Source organism: Corynebacterium pilosum DSM 20521 = CIP 103422, assembly GCF_000373805.1.
GTDB lineage: Bacteria > Actinomycetota > Actinomycetes > Mycobacteriales > Mycobacteriaceae > Corynebacterium > Corynebacterium pilosum.
The window spans coordinates 1-26,802 of the sequence record NZ_KB892446.1 but is presented as its reverse complement, the minus strand read 5'-3'; the positions used below and the strand labels follow the sequence as shown (position 1 = coordinate 26,802).

At 59.9% G+C, this 26,802-nt stretch carries 27 protein-coding genes; 18 read left to right on the top strand and 9 right to left on the bottom strand.

The window, feature by feature from the left end; genetic code table 11:
• Window positions 1–136: 136 nt before the first annotated feature.
• Together B097_RS0104545 and pth (B097_RS0104540) are read left to right on the top strand one after the other, a co-directional pair.
• Window positions 137–790, top strand: a complete 654-nt coding sequence (locus B097_RS0104545) for a 50S ribosomal protein L25/general stress protein Ctc (RefSeq protein WP_018581357.1) — start codon at window positions 137–139, stop codon at window positions 788–790.
• 58 nt (window positions 791–848) lie between these two features.
• Window positions 849–1,394, top strand: coding sequence for an aminoacyl-tRNA hydrolase (gene pth / locus B097_RS0104540; protein ID WP_018581356.1), 546 nt, complete (start codon window positions 849–851; stop codon window positions 1,392–1,394).
• Window positions 1,395–1,454: 60 nt separating this feature from the next.
• On the opposite strand, the gene B097_RS0104535 is transcribed toward pth (B097_RS0104540), so the two are convergent.
• Both B097_RS0104535 and B097_RS0104530 read right to left on the bottom strand, forming a co-directional pair.
• On the bottom strand, window positions 1,455–2,831 hold the full coding sequence (locus B097_RS0104535) for an FAD-dependent monooxygenase (RefSeq protein ID WP_018581355.1): 1,377 nt from the start codon (window positions 2,829–2,831) through the stop codon (window positions 1,455–1,457).
• A gap of 64 nt (window positions 2,832–2,895) precedes the next feature.
• Window positions 2,896–4,257 (bottom strand): MFS transporter, encoded by a 1,362-nt coding sequence (locus B097_RS0104530; RefSeq protein WP_018581354.1) that lies wholly within the window; start codon window positions 4,255–4,257, stop codon window positions 2,896–2,898.
• Window positions 4,258–4,321: 64 nt separating this feature from the next.
• Here B097_RS0104530 and B097_RS0104525 point away from each other — a divergent pair, with 64 nt between their 5' ends.
• From B097_RS0104525 to B097_RS12500, 5 genes are all read left to right on the top strand, one after another.
• Window positions 4,322–5,098 (top strand): IclR family transcriptional regulator, encoded by a 777-nt coding sequence (locus B097_RS0104525; protein WP_018581353.1) that lies wholly within the window; start codon window positions 4,322–4,324, stop codon window positions 5,096–5,098.
• Between the two features lie 133 nt (window positions 5,099–5,231).
• Window positions 5,232–6,350 (top strand): cupin domain-containing protein, encoded by a 1,119-nt coding sequence (locus tag B097_RS0104520; protein ID WP_018581352.1) that lies wholly within the window; start codon window positions 5,232–5,234, stop codon window positions 6,348–6,350.
• A gap of 3 nt (window positions 6,351–6,353) precedes the next feature.
• Window positions 6,354–7,181, top strand: a complete 828-nt coding sequence (locus B097_RS0104515) for a fumarylacetoacetate hydrolase family protein (RefSeq protein ID WP_018581351.1) — start codon at window positions 6,354–6,356, stop codon at window positions 7,179–7,181.
• Window positions 7,181–7,897 (top strand): maleylpyruvate isomerase family mycothiol-dependent enzyme, encoded by a 717-nt coding sequence (locus B097_RS0104510; RefSeq protein ID WP_018581350.1) that lies wholly within the window; start codon window positions 7,181–7,183, stop codon window positions 7,895–7,897. Before B097_RS0104515 ends, B097_RS0104510 begins: the two co-directional genes overlap by 1 nt.
• A gap of 363 nt (window positions 7,898–8,260) precedes the next feature.
• Entirely contained in the window at window positions 8,261–9,562 is a 1,302-nt protein-coding gene (locus tag B097_RS12500) for an HNH endonuclease (RefSeq protein ID WP_051078014.1), read from the top strand.
• An 18-nt stretch (window positions 9,563–9,580) separates the two neighbouring features.
• Here B097_RS12500 and B097_RS0104495 read toward each other — a convergent pair whose 3' ends face one another.
• Genes B097_RS0104495 through B097_RS0104485 form a run of 3 tightly spaced genes read right to left on the bottom strand, consistent with a single transcriptional unit; the run spans window position 9,581 to window position 12,985 of the window.
• Complete coding sequence (locus B097_RS0104495) at window positions 9,581–10,633, bottom strand: hypothetical protein (RefSeq protein WP_018581348.1); 1,053 nt, start codon at window positions 10,631–10,633, stop codon at window positions 9,581–9,583.
• 19 nt (window positions 10,634–10,652) lie between these two features.
• Window positions 10,653–12,035, bottom strand: coding sequence for a DUF5129 domain-containing protein (locus B097_RS0104490; protein WP_018581347.1), 1,383 nt, complete (start codon window positions 12,033–12,035; stop codon window positions 10,653–10,655).
• The gene (locus tag B097_RS0104485; protein WP_018581346.1) at window positions 12,032–12,985 is read right to left on the bottom strand and encodes a nitronate monooxygenase; all 954 of its coding nucleotides are present in this window, start codon (window positions 12,983–12,985) and stop codon (window positions 12,032–12,034) included. The genes B097_RS0104490 and B097_RS0104485 overlap by 4 nt, the downstream gene beginning before the upstream one ends.
• Window positions 12,986–12,996: 11 nt before the next feature.
• Here B097_RS0104485 and pth (B097_RS0104480) point away from each other — a divergent pair, with 11 nt between their 5' ends.
• Together pth (B097_RS0104480) and B097_RS13560 are read left to right on the top strand one after the other, a co-directional pair.
• A complete protein-coding gene (pth, locus tag B097_RS0104480) occupies window positions 12,997–13,632 on the top strand; it encodes an aminoacyl-tRNA hydrolase (protein ID WP_018581345.1) in 636 nt (211 codons plus the stop codon).
• Window positions 13,633–13,816: 184 nt separating this feature from the next.
• Window positions 13,817–13,981, top strand: coding sequence for a hypothetical protein (locus B097_RS13560; RefSeq protein WP_018581344.1), 165 nt, complete (start codon window positions 13,817–13,819; stop codon window positions 13,979–13,981).
• Window positions 13,982–14,059: 78 nt separating this feature from the next.
• Here B097_RS13560 and B097_RS0104470 read toward each other — a convergent pair whose 3' ends face one another.
• On the bottom strand, window positions 14,060–14,614 hold the full coding sequence (locus tag B097_RS0104470) for an NADPH-dependent FMN reductase (protein WP_018581343.1): 555 nt from the start codon (window positions 14,612–14,614) through the stop codon (window positions 14,060–14,062).
• A gap of 108 nt (window positions 14,615–14,722) precedes the next feature.
• Between B097_RS0104470 and B097_RS0104465 the strand changes: the two genes are divergently transcribed.
• A complete protein-coding gene (locus B097_RS0104465) occupies window positions 14,723–16,354 on the top strand; it encodes a peptide chain release factor 3 (protein WP_018581342.1) in 1,632 nt (543 codons plus the stop codon).
• On the opposite strand, the gene B097_RS0104460 is transcribed toward B097_RS0104465, so the two are convergent.
• Window positions 16,351–17,211 carry a patatin-like phospholipase family protein gene (locus tag B097_RS0104460; protein ID WP_018581341.1) on the bottom strand — a complete coding sequence of 287 codons (861 nt, stop codon included), beginning with the start codon at window positions 17,209–17,211 and terminating at the stop codon, window positions 16,351–16,353. The two genes, B097_RS0104465 and B097_RS0104460, sit on opposite strands and share 4 nt — an antisense overlap.
• 183 nt (window positions 17,212–17,394) lie before the next feature.
• On the opposite strand from B097_RS0104460, the gene B097_RS12495 reads away from it, so the two are divergent.
• The 5 genes from B097_RS12495 (at window position 17,395) to B097_RS0104435 (ending at window position 22,821) form a co-directional block, all read left to right on the top strand.
• A complete protein-coding gene (locus tag B097_RS12495; RefSeq protein ID WP_040429376.1) occupies window positions 17,395–18,105 on the top strand; it encodes an ATP-binding cassette domain-containing protein in 711 nt (236 codons plus the stop codon).
• Entirely contained in the window at window positions 18,102–18,845 is a 744-nt protein-coding gene (locus B097_RS0104450; RefSeq protein ID WP_018581339.1) for an ABC transporter ATP-binding protein, read from the top strand. Before B097_RS12495 ends, B097_RS0104450 begins: the two co-directional genes overlap by 4 nt.
• Window positions 18,846–18,979: 134 nt before the next feature.
• The gene (locus B097_RS0104445; protein ID WP_018581338.1) at window positions 18,980–20,374 is read left to right on the top strand and encodes an ABC transporter substrate-binding protein; all 1,395 of its coding nucleotides are present in this window, start codon (window positions 18,980–18,982) and stop codon (window positions 20,372–20,374) included.
• Window positions 20,375–20,384: 10 nt separating this feature from the next.
• On the top strand, window positions 20,385–22,103 hold the full coding sequence (locus B097_RS0104440; RefSeq protein WP_018581337.1) for an ABC transporter permease subunit: 1,719 nt from the start codon (window positions 20,385–20,387) through the stop codon (window positions 22,101–22,103).
• 10 nt (window positions 22,104–22,113) lie between these two features.
• Complete coding sequence (locus tag B097_RS0104435; protein ID WP_018581336.1) at window positions 22,114–22,821, top strand: HNH endonuclease family protein; 708 nt, start codon at window positions 22,114–22,116, stop codon at window positions 22,819–22,821.
• 6 nt (window positions 22,822–22,827) lie between these two features.
• On the opposite strand, the gene B097_RS0104430 is transcribed toward B097_RS0104435, so the two are convergent.
• Window positions 22,828–23,991 (bottom strand): YihY/virulence factor BrkB family protein, encoded by a 1,164-nt coding sequence (locus B097_RS0104430; RefSeq protein ID WP_048403093.1) that lies wholly within the window; start codon window positions 23,989–23,991, stop codon window positions 22,828–22,830.
• A gap of 40 nt (window positions 23,992–24,031) precedes the next feature.
• Here B097_RS0104430 and B097_RS0104425 point away from each other — a divergent pair, with 40 nt between their 5' ends.
• The 3 genes from B097_RS0104425 to B097_RS12490 all read left to right on the top strand — a co-directional run bounded on the left by B097_RS0104425 (window position 24,032) and on the right by B097_RS12490 (window position 26,646).
• Complete coding sequence (locus B097_RS0104425) at window positions 24,032–24,442, top strand: hypothetical protein (RefSeq protein WP_018581334.1); 411 nt, start codon at window positions 24,032–24,034, stop codon at window positions 24,440–24,442.
• Window positions 24,443–24,553: 111 nt separating this feature from the next.
• Complete coding sequence (locus tag B097_RS0104420) at window positions 24,554–25,804, top strand: NAD-dependent epimerase/dehydratase family protein (protein WP_018581333.1); 1,251 nt, start codon at window positions 24,554–24,556, stop codon at window positions 25,802–25,804.
• Entirely contained in the window at window positions 25,801–26,646 is an 846-nt protein-coding gene (locus B097_RS12490; RefSeq protein ID WP_018581332.1) for a glycosyltransferase, read from the top strand. The genes B097_RS0104420 and B097_RS12490 overlap by 4 nt, the downstream gene beginning before the upstream one ends.
• Here B097_RS12490 and B097_RS0104410 read toward each other — a convergent pair.
• On the bottom strand, window positions 26,609–26,802 hold a 194-nt coding region (locus B097_RS0104410; RefSeq protein WP_026254303.1), incomplete at its 5' end, for an integrase core domain-containing protein. The genes B097_RS12490 and B097_RS0104410 overlap by 38 nt on opposite strands.

Genomic DNA, 26,802 nt, shown 5'->3' with positions numbered 1-26,802 from the left:
TGAAATAGGGCCGTTATCGACGCGATATGTATCACAGACTTTTAAGCCTGCGATCACTCGACGAGCATTGTCCGTATGAGTTGGTCGCAGGTTTTTCTTTTCGCGGCCCACACACTAACTATTGAAGGAGATTCACATGGCTGATACCCCAGTAATCAAGGCTGAGCTGCGCGAAGAGTTCGGCAAGGGCGCGGCACGTCGCCTGCGTCGCGAGCGTCGTCTGCCAGGCGTTCTGTACTCGAAGGACGCAGAGACCATCCACTTCCACGCTGACCTGCTGGAGATGCAGGCACTGGTGCGTAACGACGGCATCAACGCTGTTCTCGAGCTTGAGATTGACGGCGACCAGAACCTGGCTATGGTCCGCGCGATTGATCAGAACGTCCTGACCTTGGACATGGACCACATCGACCTGCTGGGCATTAAGCGCGGCGAAAAGGTTGAGGTTGACGTGAACATCGTCACCGAGGGTGAGAACGCACCTGGTTCCGTCCTGATCCAGGAGGCAGACGTGATCACCATCGAGATCGACGCTCTGAAGATTCCGGAAGAGATCGTCGTGTCCATCGAGGGCATGGAGATCGGCGACCAGATCCTGGCGAAGGATGTCAAGCTGCCTGAGGGCGCAACCTTGATCACCGAGGAAGAGGACCTCATCATCAACGTCACCTACGAAGAGGTCGACGAGGAGCTTGAGGAAGCAGCTGCAGAGGCTGAGGAGGGCGGCGCTGAGGCTGGCGCTGAGTCCGCAGAGGACGCTGCTGAAGAGGCAAGCTCGGACGAGGAGTAATCTCCCCCGAACCCGCCAGCTGTACGGCTGGCGGGTTTTTCTATGCCATGATTAGCCCGTGACTATTTTAATTGTTGGCCTTGGCAACCCCGGCCCGAAGTATGCCGACACCCGCCACAACATCGGTGTGATGGTGCTCGAGGAGCTTCTCGACGAGGTCTCCCCCATGCCCGCCACCCTCAGCGTGCACAAGAAAACCAACACGGAGATCGCCGAAGTGACAGCCGGGAGGCTTTTCGACGAACAAACCGTCCTCGCCCGCACCCGCAGTTATATGAATGAATCAGGCGGACCCGTCAAAGCGTTGGCCGGTTATTTCGGTGTCGCCCCCAAGGACATTTATGTGCTTTACGACGAGATCGACCTCGACTTCGGCCAGGTAAAATTCCGGCGCGGGGGCGGCGACCATGGGCATAACGGCTTGAAATCGGTGACCAAATCGCTCGGAACCGGCGACTATAACAAGCTAGCTGTCGGAATTTCCCGCCCGCCGGGCCGTCAACCAGTCGCTGACTATGTGTTGAAGCCTTTCAGCAAGAAGGAAGCTGGCGAGCTCCCCTTCGTCTGCAGCGGCGCGGTGGACGAGCTGCACCACGCCCTCTAAAAGAGATACGGCCCGGGCGCATGGTGCGTCCGGGCCAGTTGATCGTCGATAAGCGATCAGCTAGATGGTGATCTCGTCTTCAGATCCCTCTTCGCGCTGACGTGCGATCTTGTGCAGGTTGTACTCCCACTCAGCGAGTTCCTCAGGCAGCTGGCCCTTGGAAGGATCCTTGATGTAGGCGCGCTCTTCAGGATCGTATGCCCAAAGCCAGTCGGCGTACTTGTACCAGCCCGCCTTTTCAGCTTCGCGGAACAGCTCGTTGCGGATCAGGCGTGGCAGGCCGTCGACGTGCCACAGTTCGCCCCAGAAGCGGGAAGTGGTCTGGATGCGTGCACAGCGTGGCTGACGCTCATTGGAGACTTCGCGCAGCACGTCTGGCCAGTTCAGTTCGCCCTTTTCTGCTGCCTCGGCGGCGTAGAGCGCTAGGGTTTCCGCGTCTTCCATGGCCATGATGGCGCCGGAAGCGATGTACTGCAGTGGTGGGTGTGCTGCGTCGCCCATCACGATGATGCGGTCCGATGCAACCCAGTCCTCAAGCGGCTCGCGGTCAGCCATCTGCCACCAAGTGTGCAGCCACATGTTCTTCAGGCGGGTCTTCACGTTGTCGTGGGTGTGGTCGAAAGCGTTCTTAAACTCTTCGTTGTTGCCCCAGTCTTCCGGGGCCTCCTCGCCCTTGACCAGGGACTCCAGGTAACGCGGCGACTGGAACACTGCGACTTGGTTGAGCAGCTCGCCGCCGCGCAGTGGGTACTGAATGAAGTGGCAACGTGGGCCAATGTGGCCACGCACGTCCTTCAGGTTCTGGATTTCTGGGTCCGGATCGTCGGCAAGCTTCGAGGTGCCGCGGTAGGCGACATAAGCCGATGGGACAGGATCGTCCTCGACGATGAGCGGGCGGAAGATGGAGTGCGTTCCATCGAAGCCGATGAGCATGTCGCATTCGACGTCCTCGTAAGGCTTCTCAGTGTCGAAGTCAGCCAGGTGGACGGTCACGCCGTCGCCGTGGTCTTCGGCGCCGGTGACGAGGTAGCCGTTGACCAGGTTTGCGCCGTGCTTGCGCGCTTCTTCAACCAGCATGTCCAGCAGGTCAGAGCGGTGAATAACGAGGTACTCGCCGCCGTAGCGTTCCTTGAACTCCTCGTCGAAGTTCATCGTCAGGATTGGCTCCGAGGTGATGCCGTCGCGGAACTGCATGCGCTCTGGGATGAAGCCACCAGCCAGCGCCTTCTCCTTCAGACCCCAGGCTTCAAGCATCTTCACGCCGTGAGGACCGATCTGCAGGCCGGCGCCAACTTCTTTGAATTCGTAGTGACGTTCGTACAGGGTGACGTCTGCTCCACGCAGCGCCAGTGCCAGGGCGCCGGAGGCACCGCCAATGCCACCACCGACGATGACGATTTTCTGGCCAGCTAATTCGTTAGTCTTCTCGACGGACATGTGAAACCATCTTCCTTCCAAATGTATGGGCTGCGATACTTAGTGTATGGAATTGTGAGCCACTTTACTGTGGTTCGGTATGTGAAATGATCGTCGCGGTCTCCTGCTGTGCGGGCCCCACCTGGCGGCGACGAACGCCCGCCAGGATGAACAACGAGGTTGCAGACAGCAGCGCCGCAATAGCGAACATGAGGTAGTTGGAGTTGACACCCAGGCCCCAGGACAGCAGCAAGCCTGCCATCTGTGGTGCGACCACCGCGCCGAGACGGCCAACACCCAACGCCCAACCCAGCGCCGTACCACGCAGGTGGTGCGGGTAGAACTGGGTGACTGCAGCGATGATCAAGATCTGGGTTCCGTGCGTGCCGACGCCAGCCAGCACCAAGATTAGGTACACAGCCCAGATCGGTGGGCCAGTGACCAGGATGATCAGTGCGATACCTGCCACACCAGCCGCGACCGAACCGGAGAGAACTGGGCCGAACTTGTCGCCGGCCCACGCCGTGACGACGGAGCCAATGATCGCGCCCAAGTTGAGGGCAAGGGTGAAGTTCAAGGCTGCGCCGAAGTCGTATCCGTCCTCGGTCATCAGCTTCGGCAACCAGGTGCCCAAGCCGTACCAGGCCAGCAGCGTCATGAAGGTGGCAATAGCGAACCAGATCGTCACAGTGCGGTAGGTGGCACCCAGGATAGCGCCAAAGCCCGGCTTCTCATCGGAGGCTTCTTCACCCTGGTGGTGCGCGTCGTAGTCCGCGGCAATCGCTCGGTCGGACGGGATCACCTTCAGCGCAATTGGCAGTCCGACTACCAGCGGCACGAAGGCGATCAGGAACATCGTGCGCCAGCCCCAGTGCGGGTCGAACGGCACGATGAACTGGGCCAGGACCGCAGCGATCGAGCCGCCGAGCGGAACACCAGACATCATCACGGTGGACCAGGCCGACATCTTGTTCGGCGGAACGAGGTCGGATGTCATCGCGTTGACAGAAGGCACCAGCCCGCCCAAGCCGATGCCGGCGCACAGGCGGAACAGGGCGAAGATGACGGGACCGGGCGCGAATGCACAGGCAATCGTGAAGACGGACAGCACGATGACCGAACCGATCACGGCGAATTTACGCCCGATCTGGTCCGAAATACGTCCGATGAGCACGGCGCCGATCACCATGCCGGCGAACGCAGCAGAGCCGACGGTGCCTGCTTCTGCTGCGCTGATCCCCCATTCCTGCATGAGGGATTCCTGCACGGTTCCGTACACAATCAGGTCATAGCCGTCGAAAACGACGAAGAACCACCCGATCAGGACGGCGGCAAGACGGCGGCCGGAGATCCCGAGGATGGTGAATCTATCAGATTCCGATGCATAGTCGTGAATCTCAGGTTGCTCCGGAGTGGAGGAACCTGGAGAAGCAGAGAGTGAAGCCATAGCTACATGATCGACGTGATCGCAGTTACAATCAAAATTATTCCACATAGCGGAAGGAATGACCATGATCGTACAAGGACCCACCCAAGGACCACCCCCACGCGAGTATCTGCAGTCTGTAGACCTAGCGCTGAATCTGATTCTGATGTTGAGAGACAGCGGAAGCCTCACCATTTCGGGGGCAGCCGAGACCCTGGGGACAGCGCCGTCAACAGTGCATCGCTCGATGGCGATGCTGGTCTACCGCGGGTTTGCCACCCGCTCAGAATCACGCACCTATCTTCCCGGCCCCGCCATCTCGTCGACAAGCCTGGTGCCAGGCATGGGCTCGGAGCTGATCGAAGCAACCGCCGACCACCTCACCGCGCTCGCCGCCGAGTCCGGCGAAACCTGCAACTTGCAGGTCCTTGCCGGAAATAAGACCCATTTCCTTTACTCCGCGGAGGGTTCGCAGCTGGTGCGCGTCGGCACGCGCCGCGGACAGGTGATGCCTGCCGACGAAAATTCCGGCGGCCTGGCAATCTTGGCCGAGCTGTCACCCGGCGAATTGCGCGCCCTGTACCCAACCATGCCGGACGAGGAATTTGAGGATCTACGCAGGACTTTGCACCGCACCCGCACCCGTGGCTTCGCCTTGAATCACGGTTTATACGAACATGACGTGTCCGCCGTTGGCGCGGTTTTACGCAATGAGCTGGGAGATACGCTCGGCGCGATCACTATGTCCATCCCGACAACCCGGTTTCGGAATGTGCACCGCCAGTGCGCCGACATGCTAGTGAAGCACGTGCGGGACCTGAATCGTCGATTAGCGAAGTTTCGCCCACCAAATATGCACTAATTGGGGGTAGCCACCACTACCCCCGCCGAATAATTCCACATAGCGGAAAGGCTTTGAATCACGTTCCATATCCGCCTATGTTCGGAATCACAACCTGACGACGAAACCGTCACTGAAAACAGGAGGTAACACGATGAGTGATACTGATTACTCACAGGAACACGTCGAGTTCACCGCTCCGGAACCAACCCCCGAAGAGCAGGCTGAACTGGACGCAATGTACAAGCGCATGGATGAGCTGCACCTGAAGCCACTGTGGCGTCAGATCGGTGGCCTCATGCCGAACACCCCAGAGCCAAAGACCATTGCTTACCACTGGGACTGGGAAGCTCTTTATAAGGAAGCTCAGCGCTCCGGCGAGCTGGTTCCGGTCGGCCGTGGCGGCGAGCGTCGCGCAATCGGCTTGGCGAACCCAGCGCTGGACGGCAATACCTACGTCTCCCCGACCCTGTGGGCTGCTATCCAGTACCTGGCACCGGGCGAGAATGCTCCAGAGCACCGTCACTCCCAGAACGCGTTCCGCTTCGTCATCGAGGGCGAGGGCGTCTGGACCGTGGTCAACGGTGACGCTGTGCCAATGAAGCGCGGCGACTTCCTGATCACCCCAGGCTGGGCTTTCCACGGCCACCACAACATCGCAACTGAGCCGATGGCATGGCTGGACGGCTTGGACATCCCATTCGCCCACACCATGGACACTGGCTTCTTCGAGTACGGCACGGAAAAGCTTACCGACGAGGGCACCCCTGACTACTCGCGCGGTGAGCGCCTGTGGGCACACCCAGGCCTGCGCCCTGTCGCATTCCCTGGCAAGACTGTTTCCTCCCCGATCGGCCGCTTTGCCTGGGAGCACACCGACGCAGCGCTGAACCAGCAGCTCCAGCTTGAGGACGAAGGCTTCCCTGGCGTTGTCTCCCCTGGCCACGCTGCGGTGCGCTACACCAACCCAACCACCGGTGGCGATGTCATGGCCACGATCCGCGCTGAATTCCACCGCCTGCGCCCGAACGCTTCGACCGTTCCGGTCCATGAGGTTGGTAACCGCGTCTTCCAGCTGTTCGAAGGCTCCGCAACCGCGTATGTTGGTGATGAGAAGTTCGATCTGCAGCACGGTGACGTCTTCAACGTTCCATCGTGGAAGAAGTGGCACATCGAGGCCGGCGACGATGGCGCTGACCTGTTCAACTTCTCTGACCATCCAATCTTCGAGAAGCTCGATCTCGCACGTACCTACACTCCGGAAGGAATCTAAAATATGCGTCTAGCAACAATCCGTTCTAACGAAGGCAATTTTGCAGCTCGTCTCGAGTCCGAGACCACTGCAGTGAAGATCAACGACTTTGCAAACGTCGGTGAGCTCCTCAAGGAGGAGAACTGGGAGCAGATCGCTAAGGACGCTTCCGGCGAGACCGTCGAGTTCGCTCAGACCGACCTTGACGCTGTTGTTCCTGCTCCGAACAAGATTGTGTGTGTTGGCCTGAACTACGCCAACCACATCAAGGAGATGGGCCGCAACCTGCCTGAGTTCCCTACCCTGTTCGTGAAGTACCCAGATGCTCTGACCGGCCCATTCGACGATGTTCTGGTTCCTGAGTACGCAAACAGCGAGCTGGACTGGGAAGGTGAGCTGGCTGTGATCATCGGCAAGCGCGCTCGTCGCGTGAAGGCTGCTGATGCGCAGGATTACATCGCTGGCTACGCAGTGATGAACGACTACACCATGCGTGACTACCAGTACCGCACCCTACAGTGGCACCAGGGCAAGTCCTTCGAGAAGTCTGCAGGCTTCGGCCCATGGATGACCACCAAGGACGACTACACCTTCGGTGGCGAGCTGGCGACCTACCTCGAGGGTGAGAAGATGCAGACCACCCCAACCGATGACTTGGTCTTCGGCCCTGAGGCACTGATCGAGTACATCTCTCACATCTACCCACTGGATGCTGGCGACGTCATCGTCACCGGCACCCCAGGTGGCGTGGGCCACGCTCGCGATCCAAAGCGTTACATCGGCGACGGCCAGACCGTAAAGGTCGAGATCGACGGCCTAGGCTACGTGGCAAACAAGACGGTGTTCGAGTAATGACACAATCCTTCCACGACCTGCCCATTGAGGAGCGCCTTGCGCTGACCCGCCGTGGCACCGCCCACTACTCGGGCCAGTTGGCGCTCATTGACAACGCCGATTTTGGCCGCGACACTCTCCTCGACGGATGGGACGTGTCCCACCTGGCTGCACACGTCGCGTATAACGCTCGCGCACTGTGCAACCTGATGGACTGGGCTGAGACCGGGGTGGAGAACCCGATGTACTCCTCCCCTGACGCCCGCGGCAAGGAAATCGAGTTCGGCGCAACCCTGCGTCCTGACGCGATCCGCAACCTGCACGACCACACCCTGGTTCGCCTGGATGTGGCCTGGCGCGACGCCTCGGAGCACGCTTGGGAAGCCGAAGTAAAAACAGCTCAGGGGCGCACCGTCCCAGCCTCTGAGACCTTGTGGATGCGTACCCGCGAGGTGTGGATCCACGCTGTTGACCTGCACGTCAACGCCGGTTTCAATGACATCCCGCCCGTGATCCTGTCTACCCTTGTGCCGGAGATTGCCGGCAAGTGGCGTGGCGGCGATCTTGGCGAGGGAATCGTCATGATCAACACCGACACCGACGAGCGCATCGAAGTGTCTGGAACCCCAACCACTGAGGTTCGTGGTTCGCTTGCCGGCCTAGCCCGTTGGGCTTCGGGCCGCGGCGGCCAGGGCGTTAACGCTGACGCTCCGGAACCACCACGCTGGCTTTAGTCACTTATCGACGATCACCCGTCCCCGGCTTTACAGTCGGGGACGGGTTTTCGTCGTTAAGCACTGCCCGCTAAACCCGCAGGACGCCTGCAATGCAGGCGGATCTGCGCCCCTTCCGTCGACTTGTCGCGACAAGTGTGCAAGATCACAAAGCGACGTTTGATGCGCATAGCCTGCAAATCCTAGACACAAAACCGCAGGACGCCTGCATTGCAGGCACCCTAAAACCTATCGAACAGATGAACCAAGAGCAGTAAACCTATTAAAGTTCACCGCCTCACACCCCGAACACACAGGCGATGTCCGACCCCTTTTGTATAGTGCAGTCAAAGCATCAAAACATGCCTGCTACCAGGGGGAACAATGACTACCGCAATCGATCATCCACACGCGCTCCACCACGTTTCTGATTCAGAGCTCACCCAGGAGCTCGCCCACGCACACCGCAGTTTCAGCACAGCGCACGCAACGCTGCTTTCCTTCATCGCAGAGTTTCACTTGCGCGATCTCGCGCTACGCCATGGCGCACGCAATACAGCGCATTACTTGAGCCGAGAGCTAGGTATGGCGGTTAAGACTGCCCAAGAATACGTCACGGTTGCCTGCCGGCTGCTCGACTTCGGCATGGTCAGCGCAGCTTTTCACGCAGGAGACATCGGCTATTCGAAAGTTAGGATTTTGGTTCGTTTCCTTACCGAAGAAAACGAGGAAGAGCTGCTGAAACTCGCGCTTGAGCTCACGTGCACGGAGTTGACCCAGGCATTAGCGGGGCATGGCCGTTCTGACGGCGAGGAGCAGCCGGAAGATCACTTCTCTGTCCGCGTTCGCGAGGATGGCTGGGTAGAAGTTTCTGGCCTGCTCCTGCCCGATGATGGAGCCTCCTTGCTTGCTGCCATCAAGCTTGGAGAAGTCGCTTTTTACCAGGATGTGGCCGGGATGAGTGAGGAGGAGGTCGACGAAGAATTCGATAAAATCATGGACGCAAATGGTTATTCCCTGTCCCACTTTGGTACGCCACCAGCGAAGATGATGCTGTCTTCCCTCCGCGGGATGCTGAACATCGTGCGCAGCAACCCGACCTCAACCACGCGCGCCCCAGCCGCCCAGGTCAACGTGGTGGTGTCTTCCGATGGTCACGCAGTGTTGCCGTACCAGCCCGGCGCGCAATCCTCCGAGGTGGCTGCCCTTGTCAACAATGCTGCGATGCGCTTGCTCATGACTGATGAGAAGGGCGTGATTGTCCACTATGGCCGTTCTCGTCGTTTAATTTCGGATGCACTGGCTAAGGCAATTCTGGCGACGCAGAACCACACGTGCATCATCCCTGGCTGCGACCACCAACGCTATATGGAGTTCCATCACATAGTGCCGTTTGAAGAAGGCGGAAAGACTGACGCGGAGAATCTTCTAGGCTTGTGCAGTTCTTGCCACATGATGGTCACGCACGGGATCATCAAGATCATTCAGCGGGGCGAGGATCTGCACTTCATCTTCCCCGACGATGTTGTCTTTACCTCCCATCGGCGTGGCCTGCCGGTGCGCAACTACGATCGGGTAGATCCGTCTATCTTCGAGCTGAATTGGGCGCGCAACTTCGGCGAGGCTGGGACTTTCGATGATTCACTTTTCGACGATCCCCTTCTCACGTTCAGCTTCGAGGATTGATGCCTGCTGGTCAGCGCACTAGCGCTCTGCGTCAACTAGGGCCATGATCTGGGAGCCACTTCCTTCCGGAAGTTGAAGGTCTAGTCCGATAGGTTCATTGGAAAGTGCACGTTCCACTAATGTGGCTGCGCGCAGTACCCGTGGGAACTGGACTCCTGCGGGCGCGACGGATGTGGGGTCGGCGATGAATACTTCAACGTGTCGGTCGAAGTGATCAAAGCGCTCGCCCAGGCGTTTCTTCACGATCCAGACGCAGAGGCCTACTTCGAATTGTACGGACTCCCCTGTCTTGGGCACGCGTTCATCGCGGTCGCGGAGTACAGCCCACGCGGCCTGTACAGCGTCGGGGAAACGGCCGCCGAAGGCGTCGTCGATAAGCGTGTCGACGCGCTGCTGGTCAGCTGCGCTGAGGCTGCGCCATGGGTTGGGGAATTGGAGGATGATACTGGCGAAGCACCGGATGATGCGTGCGAGAAGCTGGCGACGGTTCAGCTGTGAGGATACGGATACCCGAAACACAATAGGTCGGTCGGCAGGTGCGAGGAGTTCATCGCGGAATTCTGAAATGGCAGGTGTGGTCAGCGCGTCGATGGCCGCCCCGGGAAACTCGACTACTCCCGCTGGCTCGTCTGTCACGCGGATGTCCGTTGCTAGGCGTAGCGCCCCAACGCGTGCTGCGGCGAGGCGTTTACGAGTTCCGCGGATGCCGGAGTCTTTTCCTGCTTTGAACTCGGAGAGTGTTTTGCGTTCGCCGATTGCTTGGACGTCGCGGTCGGAGTACAGCAGTTCAGGAGCACCGGCTGCGTTGGTGAGCGAGATTGGTGTTGCGCCGGCGAGCGGCCAGCCGCCGACGTCGGCCCATTGGTCGCGGGTACGCATGAAGCGTGCGCCGGGGTTCTGCAGGGTGGCTAGGGCGGCATCGAAAGGTTCGAGGTTGCCCAACTGGGTTAGCCCGAACAAAAGCTGCTTGGCGTGGGTGACTTCGTCTTCGTCGTCAAGGCGGGGAAGGTCGCGCTCAACAGAGGAATATTTGTCTGGCCCAATTAATTCCACCATGGCAGATAGGTTCATGCCTACTACCCTAGCGGGATTACCACCCCGACGAACCGCCACCGCCGGAGAAACCCGAGCTAAACGACGTATTTGTCGATGTTTGCGCCGCCTCATGGGCCGCAACATCAGAGCTATGCCAGCTGGACAGCATGAAGAACGGCACATAATTGTTCACGCCGGTGCCGACGCGATAGTCGGAGTCGTAGAGGCGCGGAACAGTGCGCTCAGTCTTCCGCTTCACATCGCTAAACTCCTGCTCATCGATGGCGTCCAGCACAATGGCAACATCGCTGAGCAACACGATAAAGCGATCCAGGAAATCTTCTGCTTGGAGGTCGCGGCGCAGCTCGTCGACTTGTGTGATGTGGTCGCTCACGCGCTGGCGCAGCGAATCGGAATCGACGGATGTCTCGGCGTCGACAAGGTCCTTCTTCAAGTCGTCCAAGATCTGCAGGCGGGCCCCGGCATCGCCGTGTTCCACCTTGTACATCGTCTCAATATTGTTTTCGGCGGTGATGACCTGCAGTGTCGTTTCTTCTGCGGTGTTCAGCTCGTCGTAATGCGCGTAGAAAGTCTCGTCGTTAGAACTGGACTGCAAGCCGCGGAAGGACTGGACGGTGGTGTCCAGCTCTAGGAAGCGATCGCGTACGTCCGCCCACTCGGCGCGCATCTTCGAATTGGCCAGAGGTGAGGTCAGGGAGTGCGCGCGCACGTCGATGGCGTCGAGGCGCTGCGCCACGTCGGCGTAGTGCTCCATCACGTAGGCATAGTCGCTGCGAGCTTCTTCGATGCGTTCCTTGCGCTTCTTCCGCCGCGACGCCCACACCGCGGCGCCTCCGCCAGCGACCAGAACTCCTAAGCCACCTCCCAGGAAGAGCGCGCCGTTCCTGTCCGACACAGCGTGCTCTTCACGGTCTCGGGCAGCGGCGTCCATGTCACCGGCGTGGCGGACGCTAGCCAGCATGGCGGTGGCGGTTTGGCCGTCGCGCAGATAGTCTTTCGCCGCCTCAATCGAGCCATCTAGATGCGCGCCCTCCCTGATGTCCAGCGCCTCGCACACATCCTCACCACAGTACACGCCGTTCATGCGGGGGTCGAAGCCCACTGCGACGATCAAGCGCCCATCGGCGAAATGGTCGTCGTCCGGTGCGATGAGGTCAGGACGCTGGGCGCGCGCGAACTCTTCGACGGTGTCGTTCAGGTTCTCGTCGTTCGTCCCAAACAGCAAGTAGTCGACGTGGCTCACTTCACCTGGCAAGCCTTGGTTGGCGGTCTCGTCGTAAAGCCGCTGCTCTTCAGCCGGGGTGAGCATGTCGTCCGCGTCCTCCACGGTGACTTCCGGGGCGGCTTGGGCCCAGGCGGGTAGTGGCGCGGAGAGGACGATCACGGCTGCTGCCGCGACGCACGCGAGACGTTTCATGATCGTGAGGGTAGCAAACTGCGCTCTATCTCGCGGGCCGGTCCCGCAATCAGTGCCTCCGAATTTTCGCCCACCAGGCAATATGCATACGACACTTCCTCACGCCGGTCCTTCAGCATCGGGTTCAGGTGCGGATAGAGTGGCGGGAGATTCGGGTGGGCGTCCGTAAAGGCGGTGGCCAGGCCGCGCGCATATCGTCCGGAGAAAGCACGGGTGCTTATCGACGATCCACCCGCCGCCAAGAGCTCACGGTTGAACAGGGATGTGCCCGCTTCGTCGGCAAGCAAAAATGCGGAACCGCAGGAGACACTGCATGCCCCAGCTGCGAGAAGCCGGGCGACGTCCGCGGAACTACGTGCGCCGCCGGCAGCGACTAGAGGCAGATCAGTGACTGCGGCGACGGCCTGGAGGAGATCAGGAAGTGGTCGCGGGTCAGGTTCATCGTGGATCGTCCAGGTACCACGGTGCCCGCCCGCTTTGGGGCCTTGGACGATGAGGCGGTCGTTGCCTCGTCGAGAAGCGGTGTCCGCGTCGGTGGGATTAGTGACCGTCGCCCAGGCTTCCACCCCTCGGGCGTGAAGCGCGTCGATCTGCTCCGCAGTGAGGCTACCGAACATGGTCGATACCGCAGCAGGGCCGTGGCCTTCGTCGATAGCTGACAGGACAGCGGCAAACTTCGCCTCGAAGCCGTTGCTGAGATCCACCGCTGGAACCTCGACGCCGAGTTCGTCCGCCATAGCTTGGACGGCGTGGCGGTCGGGAGTTTCCTGCTGCGGGCAGAACAGGTTCACCCCGTAGGAGCCGCGGGTCCGCCGCATCTGGTCCCGGGCATCGTCCACAGAACAAGTACCAAGGGCAAGAAAACCGAACTGGACGGCGTTGACAAGCTCGGGCGTGCTCGGTCCGCCGGCCATGGGCGCTGCGATGACGGTAGGCAGGTGCTGAATCATGGCCCCAGCATATGTGGAAGAATCAAGGCGTGTTCCAATTTCTCAAACGCACCTTTACTGCCAAGCAGTCCACGCACAGCCCGCTCGACGGCGTGCAGGCCGAATGGCTCGTGGTCGGTTTAGGCAACCCCGGAGCAAAGTACGCGTCGACCAGGCATAACGTGGGTTATATGGCTTTGGACGAGTTGATTGACGACGAGTCGCTGCGCCCAGTCCCCGGGGTGAAAGCCACGGTGGCGGTTCGCGACGAGGTGGTACTGACGACCGCGACAACGTTTATGAATAATTCCGGGGAAGGCGTGGAGCCGGTGGCCCGTGCTCTGGGGATCGAGCCAGACCACATCATCGTGATCCACGACGAGCTTGACCTTCCTCCGGGAAAGGTTCGCCTGAAGCTAGGCGGCAACGAGAATGGACATAACGGGCTGAAGTCGATCACGGAGCACCTGGGCACCCGGGATTATGTTCGGGTGCGCATCGGGATCGGCCGGCCGGATGCCGGGCAACCAATACCTGAATGGGTGCTCAGCCCAGTCGACGGCGGCCCCGAGTTCGACCAGCAGATCGCACTGGCGGCAGAAGCGGTCACCCTCATCGTGGAAGAGGGGCTGGCGAAGGCCCAGAACAAGGTCCATTCCCGGCCCTGAAGATTAAATTTCCTTCACCTAACTTTCACTTCGGCCTCATAGTGGCTGACCAGCGCTTTTATGAATTTCAGGTAAACGCCACAGTGATTGCCAAGGTTCAAAAGTGGTGTTTAAGTAGAAATCGACCCTGGGAAGTTTCCCGGGGGAACTCACTCGAAACACTCACTCGATTGGAGCCCACATAATGAACATCCAGGCAATTATCGCCTCCATCATGGCGGCGATCGCATCGATCACCGGCGGCATCGGCTCGTCCGTCCCAGACTTTGGCCACATTATCAACCAGATCTTCGACTGGGATGACTGGGACGACGACAACGACGATTGGGACGATGACTGGGACGACTAATCCCTAAGCAGTTCTGACAAGAACAAAAGCCCGGCCCCCTCCCCCTGCACTCTGGGAAGGGGCCGGGCCTTTTAGGCTTTACTTGTTCAGCTGCTCCACGAGGCGCTCGGTCTCGTTGAGGATATTTTCTAGCTCCTCGCCGCGGCGATCGTTCGGGGTGACGTTGCCCTGACCATCAAACTCCGTAAACATGGACAGGTCGATCTGGTTGCGCACGTCCACCATCTGGAAGTTCGCCACGATGGTACGCCAGTGTTCCACGGCGCGGACCGCACCGACAGAACCGTAACCGACGAAAGCGACCGGCTTGCCTGCCCACTCAGAACCCAGCGAGTCAAAAGCATTCTTCATTGCACCAGGTACGGAGTGGTTGTACTCAGGGGTAACGAAGATGAAACCGTCGCACTCGTCGACTGCCTGAGACCAGCGGGTGACATTCTCGTCGTCGTACTGCTTGTTCGCGGCACCGGGGACCACGGCGGCGTCGAGAAGCGGCACGTTAAACTCCTTCAGGTCCAATACCTGGTAATCGGCGCCCGAACGCTTGGCAGCGGCGTCCGCCACCCACTGCCCAACGGATTCGCCCAGGCGGCCTTCGCGAATGGACCCGACAAAAATACCGATTGTTGCCATATTAAACACTCCTTTTGTTGACACGTATGCAACTGTCTCTTCTCATCATATATAAGAAGCGCAGCCCGGCTGGGGGTTTCGTGAGCATAGCGACTAGTCTTATCCCCTATGAGTACGCTTTCGGAAGCCACGCGGCGGCGCACCTTCGCCGTCATCGCCCACCCCGACGCCGGTAAGTCCACCCTGACCGAGGCGTTGGCCCTGCACGCCCACGTGATCACGGAGGCCGGCGCGACACACGGCAAAGGCAACCGCAAAGCAACCGTGTCGGACTGGATGGAGATGGAGAAGGACCGCGGCATCTCCATCGCTTCATCGGCACTGCAGTTCGAGTACAAGCCGGAAGGCTATGAGGGCGAGCCTTACGTCATCAACCTCGTCGATACGCCCGGTCACGCGGACTTCTCGGAAGATACCTACCGCGTGCTCTCAGCGGTCGATGCTGCGGTCATGCTGATCGACGCCGCGAAGGGCTTGGAGCCGCAGACACTTAAGCTCTTCCGCGTCTGTAAAGCGCGCGGCCTGCCGATCATTACCGTAATCAACAAGTGGGACCGGATCGGGCGCGAGCCTCTGGACTTGGTCGAGGAAATCGTCACCGAAATCGACCTGCAGCCAACGCCGCTGTACTGGCCCGTCGGCGAAGCCGGCGACTTCCGCGGGTTGGCACACGTCGACGACGACGGCGAGGTGGACAGCTACGTCCACTTCACGCGTACCGCCGGCGGCTCCACCATCGCGCCCGAGACCTTCTACTCCCCCGACGAGGCCGAGTCGAAGGAGGGCGACGCGTGGGAAACGGCCGTCATGGAAGCAGAGCTACTGGCCGGCGACGGCGCGGTGCATGACCAGCAGATGTTCGAGCAGTGCATCACCTCGCCCCTGATCTTCGCCTCCGCCATGCTGAACTTCGGCGTGCACCAGATTCTGGACACCTTGTGCGCGATCGCGCCCGCACCAGAGGGCCGCGCTTCAGACCCGGCGGCGGTGGAAGCGTCGACAAGCGCCATGGACGAATTCCGCGAACTTGACGACGAATTCTCCGGCGTCGTCTTCAAAGTGCAGGCCGGCATGGACAAGTCCCACCGCGACACCCTGGCCTTCATGCGCGTAGTCTCCGGCGAGTTTGACCGCGGCATGCAAGTGACCCACGCTCAATCGGATCGCAGCTTTTCGACGAAGTACGCGCTGACCGTCTTCGGGCGTACCCGTGACACCGTGGATACCGCATACCCTGGCGACATCATTGGCTTGGTGAACGCTGGATCGCTGGCGCCGGGTGACACCATCTACTCGGGCAGAAAAGTACAGTTCCCACCGATGCCGCAGTTCGCGCCCGAATACTTCCAGACCCTACGCGCGAAAAGCCTGGGCAAGTACAAGCAGTTCCGTAAGGCACTGGAACAATTGGATTCCGAGGGCGTGGTGCAGATCCTGCGCAACGACCTGCGTGGCGATGCCGCACCGGTCATGGCCGCGGTGGGCCCGATGCAGTTCGAAGTCATGCAAGCCCGCATGGAAAACGAGTACAACGTGGAAACGGTCACCGAGCCCGTGCCCTACTCCGTTGCGCGCCGCACCGATGCCGAATCCGCCGAAGAGCTAGGCCGCCAGCGCGGCGTGGAGATCTTCACGCGTACCGACGGCGAACTCATCGCCCTGTTCGGCGACAAGTGGAAACTGGCCTTCATCGAGCGCGAACACCCAGAGCTGACCATGGAACCGCTGGTGGCGGACTAGAGGAACTCCTCCCACGCAGGCCACTCGCGCTCCATTTGCTTTTCCCCTAGCGCGTAGGAGGCCTCCAGGCGGTCGATGCGCCGCTCGCCCACGTTCACCGGCATGACATCCGGGAAGAAGACCTGCGCGCGGCCCTGCTCCTCCAGCTCGAGGATCCGCTTCTTTGCGTTGTTATAGCGATCCGGCCTGGTGATTTGGGCCTCCGCCACCGCCGGGTAGGTGCGGTACAGGCGCCTCAAAGCCTGCGGGCGGCGCACCTGCGGCTTCCAGTAGTCGCGCGGGCGCGAAGCAAGGACCAGGAACTTCTCATACCCGGCGCGCTCTGCGGCATCGATCAGCAGGCCGCCGGAGGAGCCCAAAGCGCCGTCGACATAGGGCACGCCGTCGATATAGCGCATCGGCATCATCAGCGGCAGAGTTGAGCTGGCCCGCACCATCGCCAAGATGTCTTCGCGTTCCTTAATGTCAGCGCGTGTCCAGGACACGGTGTCGCCGGTGTCCGCACGGCAGGCGTCGATATGCACCTCGCACGGGTTGGCTTGAAAAGCCTCCCAGTCGAAAGGAATCGCCTCCTGCGAATTCTCGTAGATAAATTCGGCGTTGAAGTAACCGCTGCCACGGATCAGCGATTGGAAACCACCAAACTCTGGGTGGGTAGCAAAGGTGGTGAAGGAGTCCTTGGCGCGTTTCGCGTCGTGCGAGACGAAACTTGAAAGATGCGAGGCACCAGCCGATACTCCTCCAACCCATCCGAAATGAACGTCATGCTCAATCAGTGCAACGATGCAGGCTGCGGTATAAGAATTTCGCATACCGCCGCCTTCAATCACAAGGGCGGTATCCGTAGCGTCAATCATGTTTAGCCAGTTTACATTGTCGAATTTCTACCAGGCCCGCACCGCCAGTGGATCACAAAATGAAAATCCTTAATGGAGTGAAGCTGAAAATTCCGCCGCCATTCTTGGCATTTCTTCCTTCTATGAACGTTCCCCACCCCCACTTGGGTACCACACTATTGCAAACGGCTACCGTTACCACTTGTGGAAAACTGCAACACCTCTCTCACACACGTCACTATTGCCGTAGCTGGTGGCGATAGTGACGTGCTTGTCGACGATGTCTCGCTGGCCTTGCCACACGGCACACGGACCGCGCTCATCGGACGCTCAGGCTCCGGAAAATCCCTCATCGCTGCGGCGCTAACTAGACGCCTTCCGCACTCCATGGCACTGACCGGGAGGGTGCAAGCACCCCGGCGCGCGATCCTCATCCACCAGGATTCTTCCGATGCACTCAACCCAATCGTCCGGGTAGGTCAGCAGCTCTCTCACACGGGGGCAGCCGACGAGGCGATCGTCGATACGCTCCTTCAGCTTGGCTTTGAAGACCCAGATGCTGTGAGCAGTTGCTTTCCTGCCGAACTATCAGGCGGGCAAAGGCAACGCCTCACCATCGCGATGGGCCTCTTAGCGGGAGCCGAATTGATCATCGCCGACGAATCTACGACCGCCCTCGATCCAGTAAATCAACAGGCTGTCACCGAAGCTTTGAACGCCGTAACAGATGCTGCGGTCCTCTTTATCACTCATGACATCGCATTGGCCGCTGCGTGTTGCGATCGCTTATACGTATTGGACGCAGGCCGCATTGTGGAATCCGGCAGACTCACAGACGTGGTAGCCCACCCCTCCAGTCATGTCACACGCGCCCTCATGACACAGGCGCGATCGCGTCTTGCGGTGAGTGCATGAGGGGGCTTGAAGCACGCAGCATTGTCGCTGGATATACCCGTGACACACCGGTTCTGCATGACGTGGACTTTGCAGTGCGTCCTGGCGAACGCGTGGCTGTCATTGGCCGTTCGGGTTCCGGAAAATCCACCTTGTTGAAGGTGTTGCTACGCCAGGTGGCACAACAATCAGGCACGGTCACACTGAACGGAGTAACTGTGCCGACTGGTTCGGTGCGAAGCATGCGCCCGTACAGACGCTTAGTGCAATACATTCCACAGGATCCGGCCTCTTCGCTGGACCCGCACCTGCCGGTGCGCCGCCTGATTGGCGACCCAATACGTCAGCTAAAAGAGCCTGGCAACCACCGAAAACTTGTGGAGTCTGCACTGGAAAGCGTGCATTTGGGCCCAGAGTTTCTTTCACGCCGCAGACATGAAATCTCCGGTGGGCAAGCCCAACGCGTGGCCATCGCCCGCGCGTTGGCTACAGGATCACGCTTCCTGCTTGCCGACGAACCGGTGTCCGGCCTCGACCTTCCTCTACGCAATGAGGTACTGAACACCCTAAGCGGCCTAGATGGCGTGGCCATCGTGTTTGTCACGCACGATCTGGACGCTGCCGTCGCGCTGTGTGACCGCGGCGTGGTGCTACACCGCGGCCGCGTTGTCGAAGAAGGCCCTATGCGTGGCCTCCTTAACGCCCCCTCTCATGAAGAAACTGCGGCCCTCGTTCAGGCCCTTCCCCGCTTACCTCTCTAGACGCAAAGGAAATTATGATGTTACGAAAACTAGGATCTGTTCTTGTTTTATCCTCGGTACTTTTTGCCAGCGGCTGTTTCTCCACCAGCAATTCCGGTGAGGGAAATAGCAGCAACCGTGTCTCGGTGGCGCACATGCAGCCGCCACGGTCTGGTCTCACCCCACTTTCCGACGATGCGTTCAAGCTCTCACGCTGGGCCACCGCCGAAACCCTCGTTCAGCTGGATGAAGAAGGAAACGCACAGCCAATGTTGGCCACCGAATGGGAACAGGTCAATGACACCACGTGGCGCTTTGCCATCCGCGACGGTGTCACCTTCCACGATGGCACCGAGCTAACTGCGGAGCGAGCCGCAGCCTCCTTGTCCTTTGCGAACGAAGCTTCGCCGAAACCGCGCATCTTGGACGGTGTGGATTTTACTTTTACAGCTGATGGCACAGATGTAGTCGTCGAGACAGGTGAACCTGACCCATTAACACCGCAGCGTTTATCATCGCCCCAGCTGTCGATCTTGGCGCAAGCCGCCTACTCTGCTGATACCGTCAATCCAGTCGGCCACGGCACCGGCCCGTTTGAACTGGTGAACGTCGATGGAACCTCGTCGGCAACATTGGATAAATACCCGGACTACTGGGGCGAACCGGCACAGGTGGATGGCATCGATGCACAATTTGTCCCCGATGGCACCGCTCGTGCCGCGGCGCTACGCACCGGTGATGCGCATGTGGTGGAAGCCATCCCCGTGGGCGCATTGTCTAGCGTGGACCCGGACACAATCTACGAGGTGCCCATGCCCCGCACCAATACTTTGTATTTGAATACCGAGTCCGGCCCATTCGCGGACCCTGCCATCCGTGCTGCAGCTGAAGCCGCCATCGACCGCGCCGAACTCGTCGGTAATGTGTATGAAGGCCATGCTGACGAGGCTGCAGGTTTGTTGGGTCCCGCCTTATCGTGGGCCGCCCCGCTACGCACCACCACGGCGTACACAGATGAGATGGAGGACCGAGTTGAGCCTGCCTCGCCCGAGCAGGTAGCGGGAACCCCAATTACATTGGGTACATTTACTGACCGCGCTGAACTACCTGAGGTTGCGGTGCGTTTGGAGCAGCAGCTAGAAGCGGCAGGTTTTGACGTAGAGCAGGATGTGCGCGAATACCAATACATCGAGGCAGACGCTTTGGACGGCCAGTTTGATGCCTTCATCTTGTCGCGGGCCACAGTACTGGACTCCGGCGACCCGGTCGCGTACTTCGCTTCAGACTTTTCCTGCTCTGGCTCATTTAACATTTCTCAATTCTGCGATCCGCACGTGGACTCATTGATTGACAAAGCCTCCCGCATCGCGCCGGGCCCGGAGCGCCAAGCGGCGATCATGGAGGCCGAGGCTGCAATCCTGTCTCGAACAGCGGCGATTCCGTTGCTGCACGAACGCGTCATTCAGGGCGAAGCACCGAATGTGTCGGGGGTGGAACGCGATCCACGTGAGCGCATTCTGATCACCAACAAAACTACGCTGCAGAACTAGGGGCACGTGCATGGCCAGCATCGTTTCCCGCATTGTGGCAATAGTTGGGCTGCTCATCCTGATCGGCTTGCTGCCGTGGCTAACAACATCCAGCCCGGAATATACGGTTTTGCGTGCCCGATACTCAGAGTTACCAGTCACTGAAGAAAACTTGGCTGCGGTTCGCGAGCAGCTAGGTTTGGACCGCGGCCCTGTGGCCATCTTTGGCAGCTGGGTGGGCGGGATACTGCGTGGGGATTTGGGGACGTCCTGGGTGTCGGGCGCGCCTGTCGGCCCCGGCATGATCCAAGCTTTGGGTGTGTCACTGACCTTGATGGCGATCGCCTTGTCGATCAGCCTGTGCGTTGCTGTCCTGCTGTGTGCTCCGACGATCTACCGTGGTGTGCGTGGGTGTCCTGCCCGGGGTTCGGGTGCTCTCGCGGTGGCGCTGACCGCCCTCCCGGAGTTTTTACTTGCTACCGTCTTTCTGCTCGTGGGCGCGGTCTGGCTGGGATGGTTCCCACCATATGGGTGGCGCGACTTCAGTTATGCAGTCCTCCCGGCACTATCTCTCGGCGTTCCCGCTGGTGGGTATTTAGGACGCCTACTCTCGGACGCATTGGCCGATGCCTTCCGAGAGCGGTGGGTGGATACGTGGCGCCAAGTTGGTGTGTCTGGCACACGCCTGTTGGCCGCGGTGACTCGCCGCGCTTTACCTGGAGTATTCAGCCAGGTTGGCTTAACCGTGGTGGGCATGACCGGTGGAGCGGTAGCGGTGGAGCAAGTCTTTGCCATCCCGGGTTTGGGGCGCGCAACCCTCGGCGCTGCTGCAGCCCAAGACATCCCCGCGCTACAAGCTGGCGTGCTGCTTCTCCTAGCTCTGGCGGTGACAGTTGGCGTGATTTGTGAGGTGCTCCGCCGACAGCTTCTGGGGCCGGCCCATGCGTTGCAGTCTGCCCCAGTGCCAAATCCTGCAGCTTACCGACGACGACGTGACTATATTGTGCCCGCTCTCAGCGGCGGACTGCTGGCAGTCATGATCGTGGCGGGCATCGGACGAGATCCTTACTCAACGTCTCATGGCAGGCTAGAACCCCCGAGTTGGCGGCTACCCTTTGGCTCCGACTCTTCTGGGCGCGATTTGTTGGGGCGTGTGGCGCACGGAGCATTGGGAACCGTCGGCACCGCACTGTTGGTGGTAGTAAGTTGTTTGCTCATCGGGTTACTCGTCGGACTGGCTGGGCGAGCTGGAACTGGTTTTATGGAAGTGGCCAACGCTGCCCCACCGATTATTGCCGGATTAATTATGGCAGCGCTAACCGGACCTTCACTCTATGGAGCAGCCATTGCTGTTGCGCTGGTCAGCTGGGCGCCACTCGCCGCTCATACCGCAGCCTTGGTGGAGGAAGCGAAATCACGGCCGTATATAGCCATGCTGCCACTTCTGGGTACGGGGCCTGTACGCACGATGACACACCACGTCATTCCCGTCGTGCTACCGGCCTTGGTGCGCCACGCGGTGTTGCGGCTACCTGGTACTACTTTGGCAATCGCCAGCCTTGGGTTTCTCGGTTTGGGTGCTTCACCCCCGACACCAGAATGGGGTCTGATCCTGTCTGGTGCTGTTGATTATGCGCAGCGGGCTCCGTGGGCTGTCGTGTCATCGGCAAGCGCTTTGGTGCTTGTGTCCGTACTGGCTGTCAGCCTTACATCCCTACCACCGCGCGCTCGACGAAAATGTCCACGCTAAAGTGCTAAACATGGCATTGAGGCGGTTCATCTGGCTGCCGCTCACCACGCTTGTGGTGACGGTTGCGGTTGTGGGGTTGGTCTGGCTTGCTACTGCAGGAGAGCCGCCACAGACTTCGTCGGAAAGCGTTCCGACGAGCACCAGCGAACCTGTCGCCGACATGGAAACTGTCGCCCGGCAGCAACTCGATGAGCTCGAAGTCAAGGGCAAGGCCGGCAGCGGAGGATACTCGCGCGAGGCTTTCGGCGACGCCTGGACCAATAACAAGGGGCTGGCCTCCATCGACACTGCGTGCGATACGCGCAATGCGGTGTTGGCGCAGCGTGCCGATTACCTTGCGCTTGACGACGACGGCTGCACCGTGACCTGGGGCGTGATCTATGACCCCTACTCGAATACCACGGTCGACTTCAACCGTGGGGACGGCACCATTGAGATCGACCACGTGGTCAGCCTGTCCAACGCGTGGAACACCGGGGCGTTTCAGTGGGACGAGCAGAAGCGGCGCGAATTCGCCCACGACCCAGACAACCTCATTCCCACGTTGACCGAACTCAACCGCCAAAAAGGTGCCGGCGATGCGGCGACATGGCTGCCGCCGCACAAAGCGTATCGCTGCGAGTTTGCCAGCACGCAGATCGGGGTGAAACACAAATACGGGCTCTGGGTGGCACCCGCTGAGCATGAGGCGCTGCTGCGTCAGCTTGATACCTGCTAGGCCCGGTTAATCGTCGTCACGCGCCTGCTTCTTGAGGTCGCGTGCTGCTTCCTCAAGGCTTTGCTGCGTGGCGGCATACTTCAGCGCGGCCTTGCTGGAGCGCGGCGGGGCCTGGATGGTGCGCTCGGAATCATAACCTTGCTGCAGTTCCTTGACGCGCAGAATTTCGGCGTCCAGCTTCACGCCCGCGATGAGCACAATATTCATCACCCACAACGCGACCAGGGCGGCGATGACAGTACCCAGCACGCCGTAGGCGGACGCGCCCGCAAATAGGGCGAGGTAGCGGCCGAAGATCCACCACACCAGACCGATCACGATCAGCGCTGTGGCGGAGCCGAAAGTGAGCCAGCGGAATTTGCGCGGGCGAACGTTCGGGGCGAAATAGTAGAGGTTGGCGATCAGGATCATGCCAACAAGCGCGATCACGGGGAACCTGAGCCACTGCCAGATCGGCAGGAAAATGCCCAGCAGATAGTCCACGGCGCCGGTGAGCCCCAGCGGCTCGGCGACAGGCTCGAGCACGTTGACCACGATCGATTCGCGCAGCAAGAACGCGCCCAGCATGGCCACTCCACCAATCACGATGATGAAGGTGAGCCCCCACATCGTCAACCACGTGGGTACAACGGTGCGGCCTTCAACGCGGCCATAGACCGTGTTCGAACCACGGGCGAATGCGCGCACATAGGCCGAAGAGGACAGCAACGAAAAGATAATGGAGAAGATCAGAGCGAAGGTGCCCTGCGCTGTGGATCCCACAACCGCTTGGACGGCGTCGCGCATCGTTCCGGCGATCTCATCGGGCACATAGTTGGCGATGAGTTCGTCGGTAAGCTGCGTGACTTCCTGCTCATTCTGCGCCAGGAACAGCGTGGCCACCGAATAGGCGGCAAGGACGGTAGGGGCAAAAGTCAGCAGCATGAAAAATGTGAGTACTGCGCCACGGTCCATGAAAGCCTCGAGGAAGAAATCGCTCCATGTGCGCCGCACCACAAGCTTCCACCCTTTGGCGGTGATGCGATTGCCTCTTTCCAGTGGGTTCGGCGGCTCCGCGCCGTGAGCAAGAGGCTGTGCATGGCTTCCACCAATGGGGACGATGAACTCCGTCGCCGTCGACGAAGACTCTTCTTCGGCGGAGATATCAGAGTGATCAGGCTGCTCATCCATATCTTTAGGGTACCGGTGGGCGATCGCTAGGATGAACGGCATGGGTATTTTGGACTCACTGCGTAACCTTCTCGGGGCCGATGCCGTCCCACGTCTTGTCGACTACCCTGAAGAACTTGCGATGACGGAAGTGGATGCCCTCGAGGTACACACCGCCCACATCACGCCCGATACCAAGGAAATCTTGGTGATCATCACCCTGGATCCGCGCGCGTTCCGCCTCGCAAAATCCACGACAGAGCCCCTGCGCATGACCTGTGGCAAGAACCGCCCCGTGACCTGGATTCCGGTACGCAAAGAAGCGCTCCCCGCACTTGACCCCACGCTGGGCTGGATCATTCCGCTGTCTCCCGCTACCCGCGAGGAGCTGAGCGCGCTTGACGACGACACCGCCGAAGTTGAACTTAAATCGGTCAACGTGGGGCTTGTGGTTACTGAAGTGGTCATCTGAAGTTCACTTTGGCCAGCAGGCAAACTTTCCGTCTAGCGAGTACGGTAGATAAACAGCGTAGTTTTATGACGCAATTTTTCTTGTCCGCTGAAATGTTTTGGAGTATTAAGAGTGAAGATCGCAATCTTGGGTGGCGACGGTTTCTGTGGCTGGCCAGCATCTCTACACCTGTCGGACGCGGGACACGAAATTACCATCGTGGACAATCTCTCGCGCCGCGCAATCGATAAAGAATTAGGTGCCGAATCTCTCACTCCGATCCGCTCTATCGAGGAACGCATCGAAGCATGGAAGGAAGTCTCCGGCAAGGAGATCGATTTCAAGAACTTCAACGTTGCAGAAGACTACGATGAGCTGCTGGATTTCTTGAAGACCTGGCAGCCAGATGCCGTCGTGCACTTCGCCGAGCAGCGCGCAGCGCCCTACTCGATGAAGAATTCGCGCAACAAGCGCTACACGGTGGACAACAACACCAACGCCACCCATAACCTGCTGGCCGCCATCGTGGACTCTGGCCTGGACATCCACGTCGTGCACCTGGGCACCATGGGTGTTTACGGCTACGGCACCGCCGGCATGAAGATTCCGGAGGGCTACCTGGACATCAAGGTTGAGGTCGACGAGGACGGGGACGGCAACCAGACCGAACCGCACCTGATCGACCAGCAGATCCTCTACCCCACCAACCCGGGGTCGATCTACCACATGACCAAGGTGCTGGATCAGACGCTGTTCGCCTACTACGCGAAGAACGACGAACTGCGCATCACCGACCTGCACCAGGGCATTATCTGGGGTACGCACACCCCGCAGACGGAACGCGACGAGCGCCTGATCAACCGCTTCGATTACGACGGTGACTACGGCACGGTACTCAACCGCTTCCTCATGCAGTCCGCAGTCAACTACCCACTGACGGTGCACGGCACCGGTGGCCAGACCCGCGCGTTCATCCATATCCGCGACATGGTCAAGTGCGTTGAGATCGCGATCAACAACCCGCCTGCGAAGGGCGATCGCGTGAAGATCTTCAACCAGATGACCGAGACCCACCGCGTGCGCGACCTTGCCAACCTGATCGCCGAGATCTCCGGCGCCACCGTAGAGATGGTCCCCAACCCACGCAAGGAATCCGCAGAGAACGAACTCCACGTGGTCAACGAGACCTTCCTGGATCTTGGCCTGAACCCCACCAAGCTGGCCGAAGGGCTACTTCACGAGGTGGAGGACGTGGCCCGCAAGTATGCGGACCGCGCGGACATGTCGAAGATTCCTGCCCGCTCCCTGTGGACGCAGAACCAGTCCGAGGGCGTGCCACCATCCATCGCTGAAAACGATAACGCGAAGGCATTGCCAGAATGAAGATCTCCATGTTCACGGAGGTCTTTCTGCCGAAGATCGATGGTGTGGTCACGCGTGTGACCCGCCATCTTGATCAATTGGCGGAAATGGGCCACGAAGTGCAACTTTTCGCTCCCGGTGATCCCCCGGAAACCTACGCGGGTTTCACGGTGCAGCGCGTCCGCGGTTTCTCCTTCAAACCCGTCTACCCAGAAATTACGGTCGGCCTGCCCACCCCTGCCATCGCCGAGCGCATGAAGGAATTCCAGCCGGACATCGTCCACGCGGTCAACCCGGTGGCATTGGCGGCCTACGGCGTGCTCTCTGCGCGCCGGCGCGATATTCCGCTCATTGCTTCCTTCCACACCAACGTGCCCGAATACACCGAATCTTTGAAGATCGGCTGGTTGCGGCAGCCCGCCGCGTGGTGGATCCGCAACTTGCACAACCAGGCGGAAATCAACCTGGTCACCTCGGCTCCGATGATGGAGAAGGCCCGCGATTCCGGGATGCGAAACATCAAGCTGTGGCCCAAGGCCGTGGACACCGTCGGGTACACCCCGCAGCGTTATTCGGCAGAGATGCGGGACCGGATGACCGGCGGGCAGCCCGATTCCCCACTGGTGGTCTATGTCGGCCGCATGAGTTTGGAAAAAGACCTTGACCGGCTGGTGGGCATCATGACCGAGTTGCGCAAGCAGGTCCCGAACGCCCGCCTGGCCATGGTCGGTTCCGGCCCGCAGGCCGACGACTTAAAGAAGATGCTGGACCCCGCGTGGACCACTTTCACCGGCTACATGAACCGTCACGGTTTTGTTGCCACCGTTAGATTGGCTGAGCCACCCTCTCAGGTGACTCGGTGATTGTAGCGTGCCCGGCCCAGTAGGTCTCCTCGTGCTCCGCGGGTGGGACCATCCCGAGGGTGGAGTGCAGTCGACGGGTGTTGTACCACTGCACCCACGACATGGTCGCCAGCTCCACGTCCACGATCGACTCCAAGCGCTCCGGGGTGAAGATCC

Bases quoted from the DNA above. Each gene is read 5' to 3' on its own strand.
- B097_RS0104545 (WP_018581357.1), top strand. From the start codon at position 137: ATGGCTGATACCCCAGTAATCAAGGCTGAGCTGCGCGAAGAGTTCGGC.
- B097_RS0104535 (WP_018581355.1), bottom strand. From the start codon at position 2,831: ATGTCCGTCGAGAAGACTAACGAATTAGCTGGCCAGAAAATCGTCATC.
- B097_RS0104530 (WP_018581354.1), bottom strand. From the start codon at position 4,257: ATGGCTTCACTCTCTGCTTCTCCAGGTTCCTCCACTCCGGAGCAACCT.
- B097_RS0104525 (WP_018581353.1), top strand. From the start codon at position 4,322: ATGATCGTACAAGGACCCACCCAAGGACCACCCCCACGCGAGTATCTG.
- B097_RS0104520 (WP_018581352.1), top strand. From the start codon at position 5,232: ATGAGTGATACTGATTACTCACAGGAACACGTCGAGTTCACCGCTCCG.
- B097_RS0104515 (WP_018581351.1), top strand. From the start codon at position 6,354: ATGCGTCTAGCAACAATCCGTTCTAACGAAGGCAATTTTGCAGCTCGT.
- B097_RS0104510 (WP_018581350.1), top strand. From the start codon at position 7,181: ATGACACAATCCTTCCACGACCTGCCCATTGAGGAGCGCCTTGCGCTG.
- B097_RS12500 (WP_051078014.1), top strand. From the start codon at position 8,261: ATGACTACCGCAATCGATCATCCACACGCGCTCCACCACGTTTCTGAT.
- B097_RS0104495 (WP_018581348.1), bottom strand. From the start codon at position 10,633: ATGAACCTATCTGCCATGGTGGAATTAATTGGGCCAGACAAATATTCC.
- B097_RS0104490 (WP_018581347.1), bottom strand. From the start codon at position 12,035: ATGAAACGTCTCGCGTGCGTCGCGGCAGCAGCCGTGATCGTCCTCTCC.
- B097_RS0104485 (WP_018581346.1), bottom strand. From the start codon at position 12,985: ATGATTCAGCACCTGCCTACCGTCATCGCAGCGCCCATGGCCGGCGGA.
- pth (WP_018581345.1), top strand. From the start codon at position 12,997: ATGTGGAAGAATCAAGGCGTGTTCCAATTTCTCAAACGCACCTTTACT.
- B097_RS13560 (WP_018581344.1), top strand. From the start codon at position 13,817: ATGAACATCCAGGCAATTATCGCCTCCATCATGGCGGCGATCGCATCG.
- B097_RS0104470 (WP_018581343.1), bottom strand. From the start codon at position 14,614: ATGGCAACAATCGGTATTTTTGTCGGGTCCATTCGCGAAGGCCGCCTG.
- B097_RS0104465 (WP_018581342.1), top strand. From the start codon at position 14,723: ATGAGTACGCTTTCGGAAGCCACGCGGCGGCGCACCTTCGCCGTCATC.
- B097_RS0104460 (WP_018581341.1), bottom strand. From the start codon at position 17,211: ATGATTGACGCTACGGATACCGCCCTTGTGATTGAAGGCGGCGGTATG.
- B097_RS0104450 (WP_018581339.1), top strand. From the start codon at position 18,102: ATGAGGGGGCTTGAAGCACGCAGCATTGTCGCTGGATATACCCGTGAC.
- B097_RS0104445 (WP_018581338.1), top strand. From the start codon at position 18,980: ATGCAGCCGCCACGGTCTGGTCTCACCCCACTTTCCGACGATGCGTTC.
- B097_RS0104440 (WP_018581337.1), top strand. From the start codon at position 20,385: ATGGCCAGCATCGTTTCCCGCATTGTGGCAATAGTTGGGCTGCTCATC.
- B097_RS0104435 (WP_018581336.1), top strand. From the start codon at position 22,114: ATGGCATTGAGGCGGTTCATCTGGCTGCCGCTCACCACGCTTGTGGTG.
- B097_RS0104430 (WP_048403093.1), bottom strand. From the start codon at position 23,991: ATGGATGAGCAGCCTGATCACTCTGATATCTCCGCCGAAGAAGAGTCT.
- B097_RS0104425 (WP_018581334.1), top strand. From the start codon at position 24,032: ATGGGTATTTTGGACTCACTGCGTAACCTTCTCGGGGCCGATGCCGTC.
- B097_RS12490 (WP_018581332.1), top strand. From the start codon at position 25,801: ATGAAGATCTCCATGTTCACGGAGGTCTTTCTGCCGAAGATCGATGGT.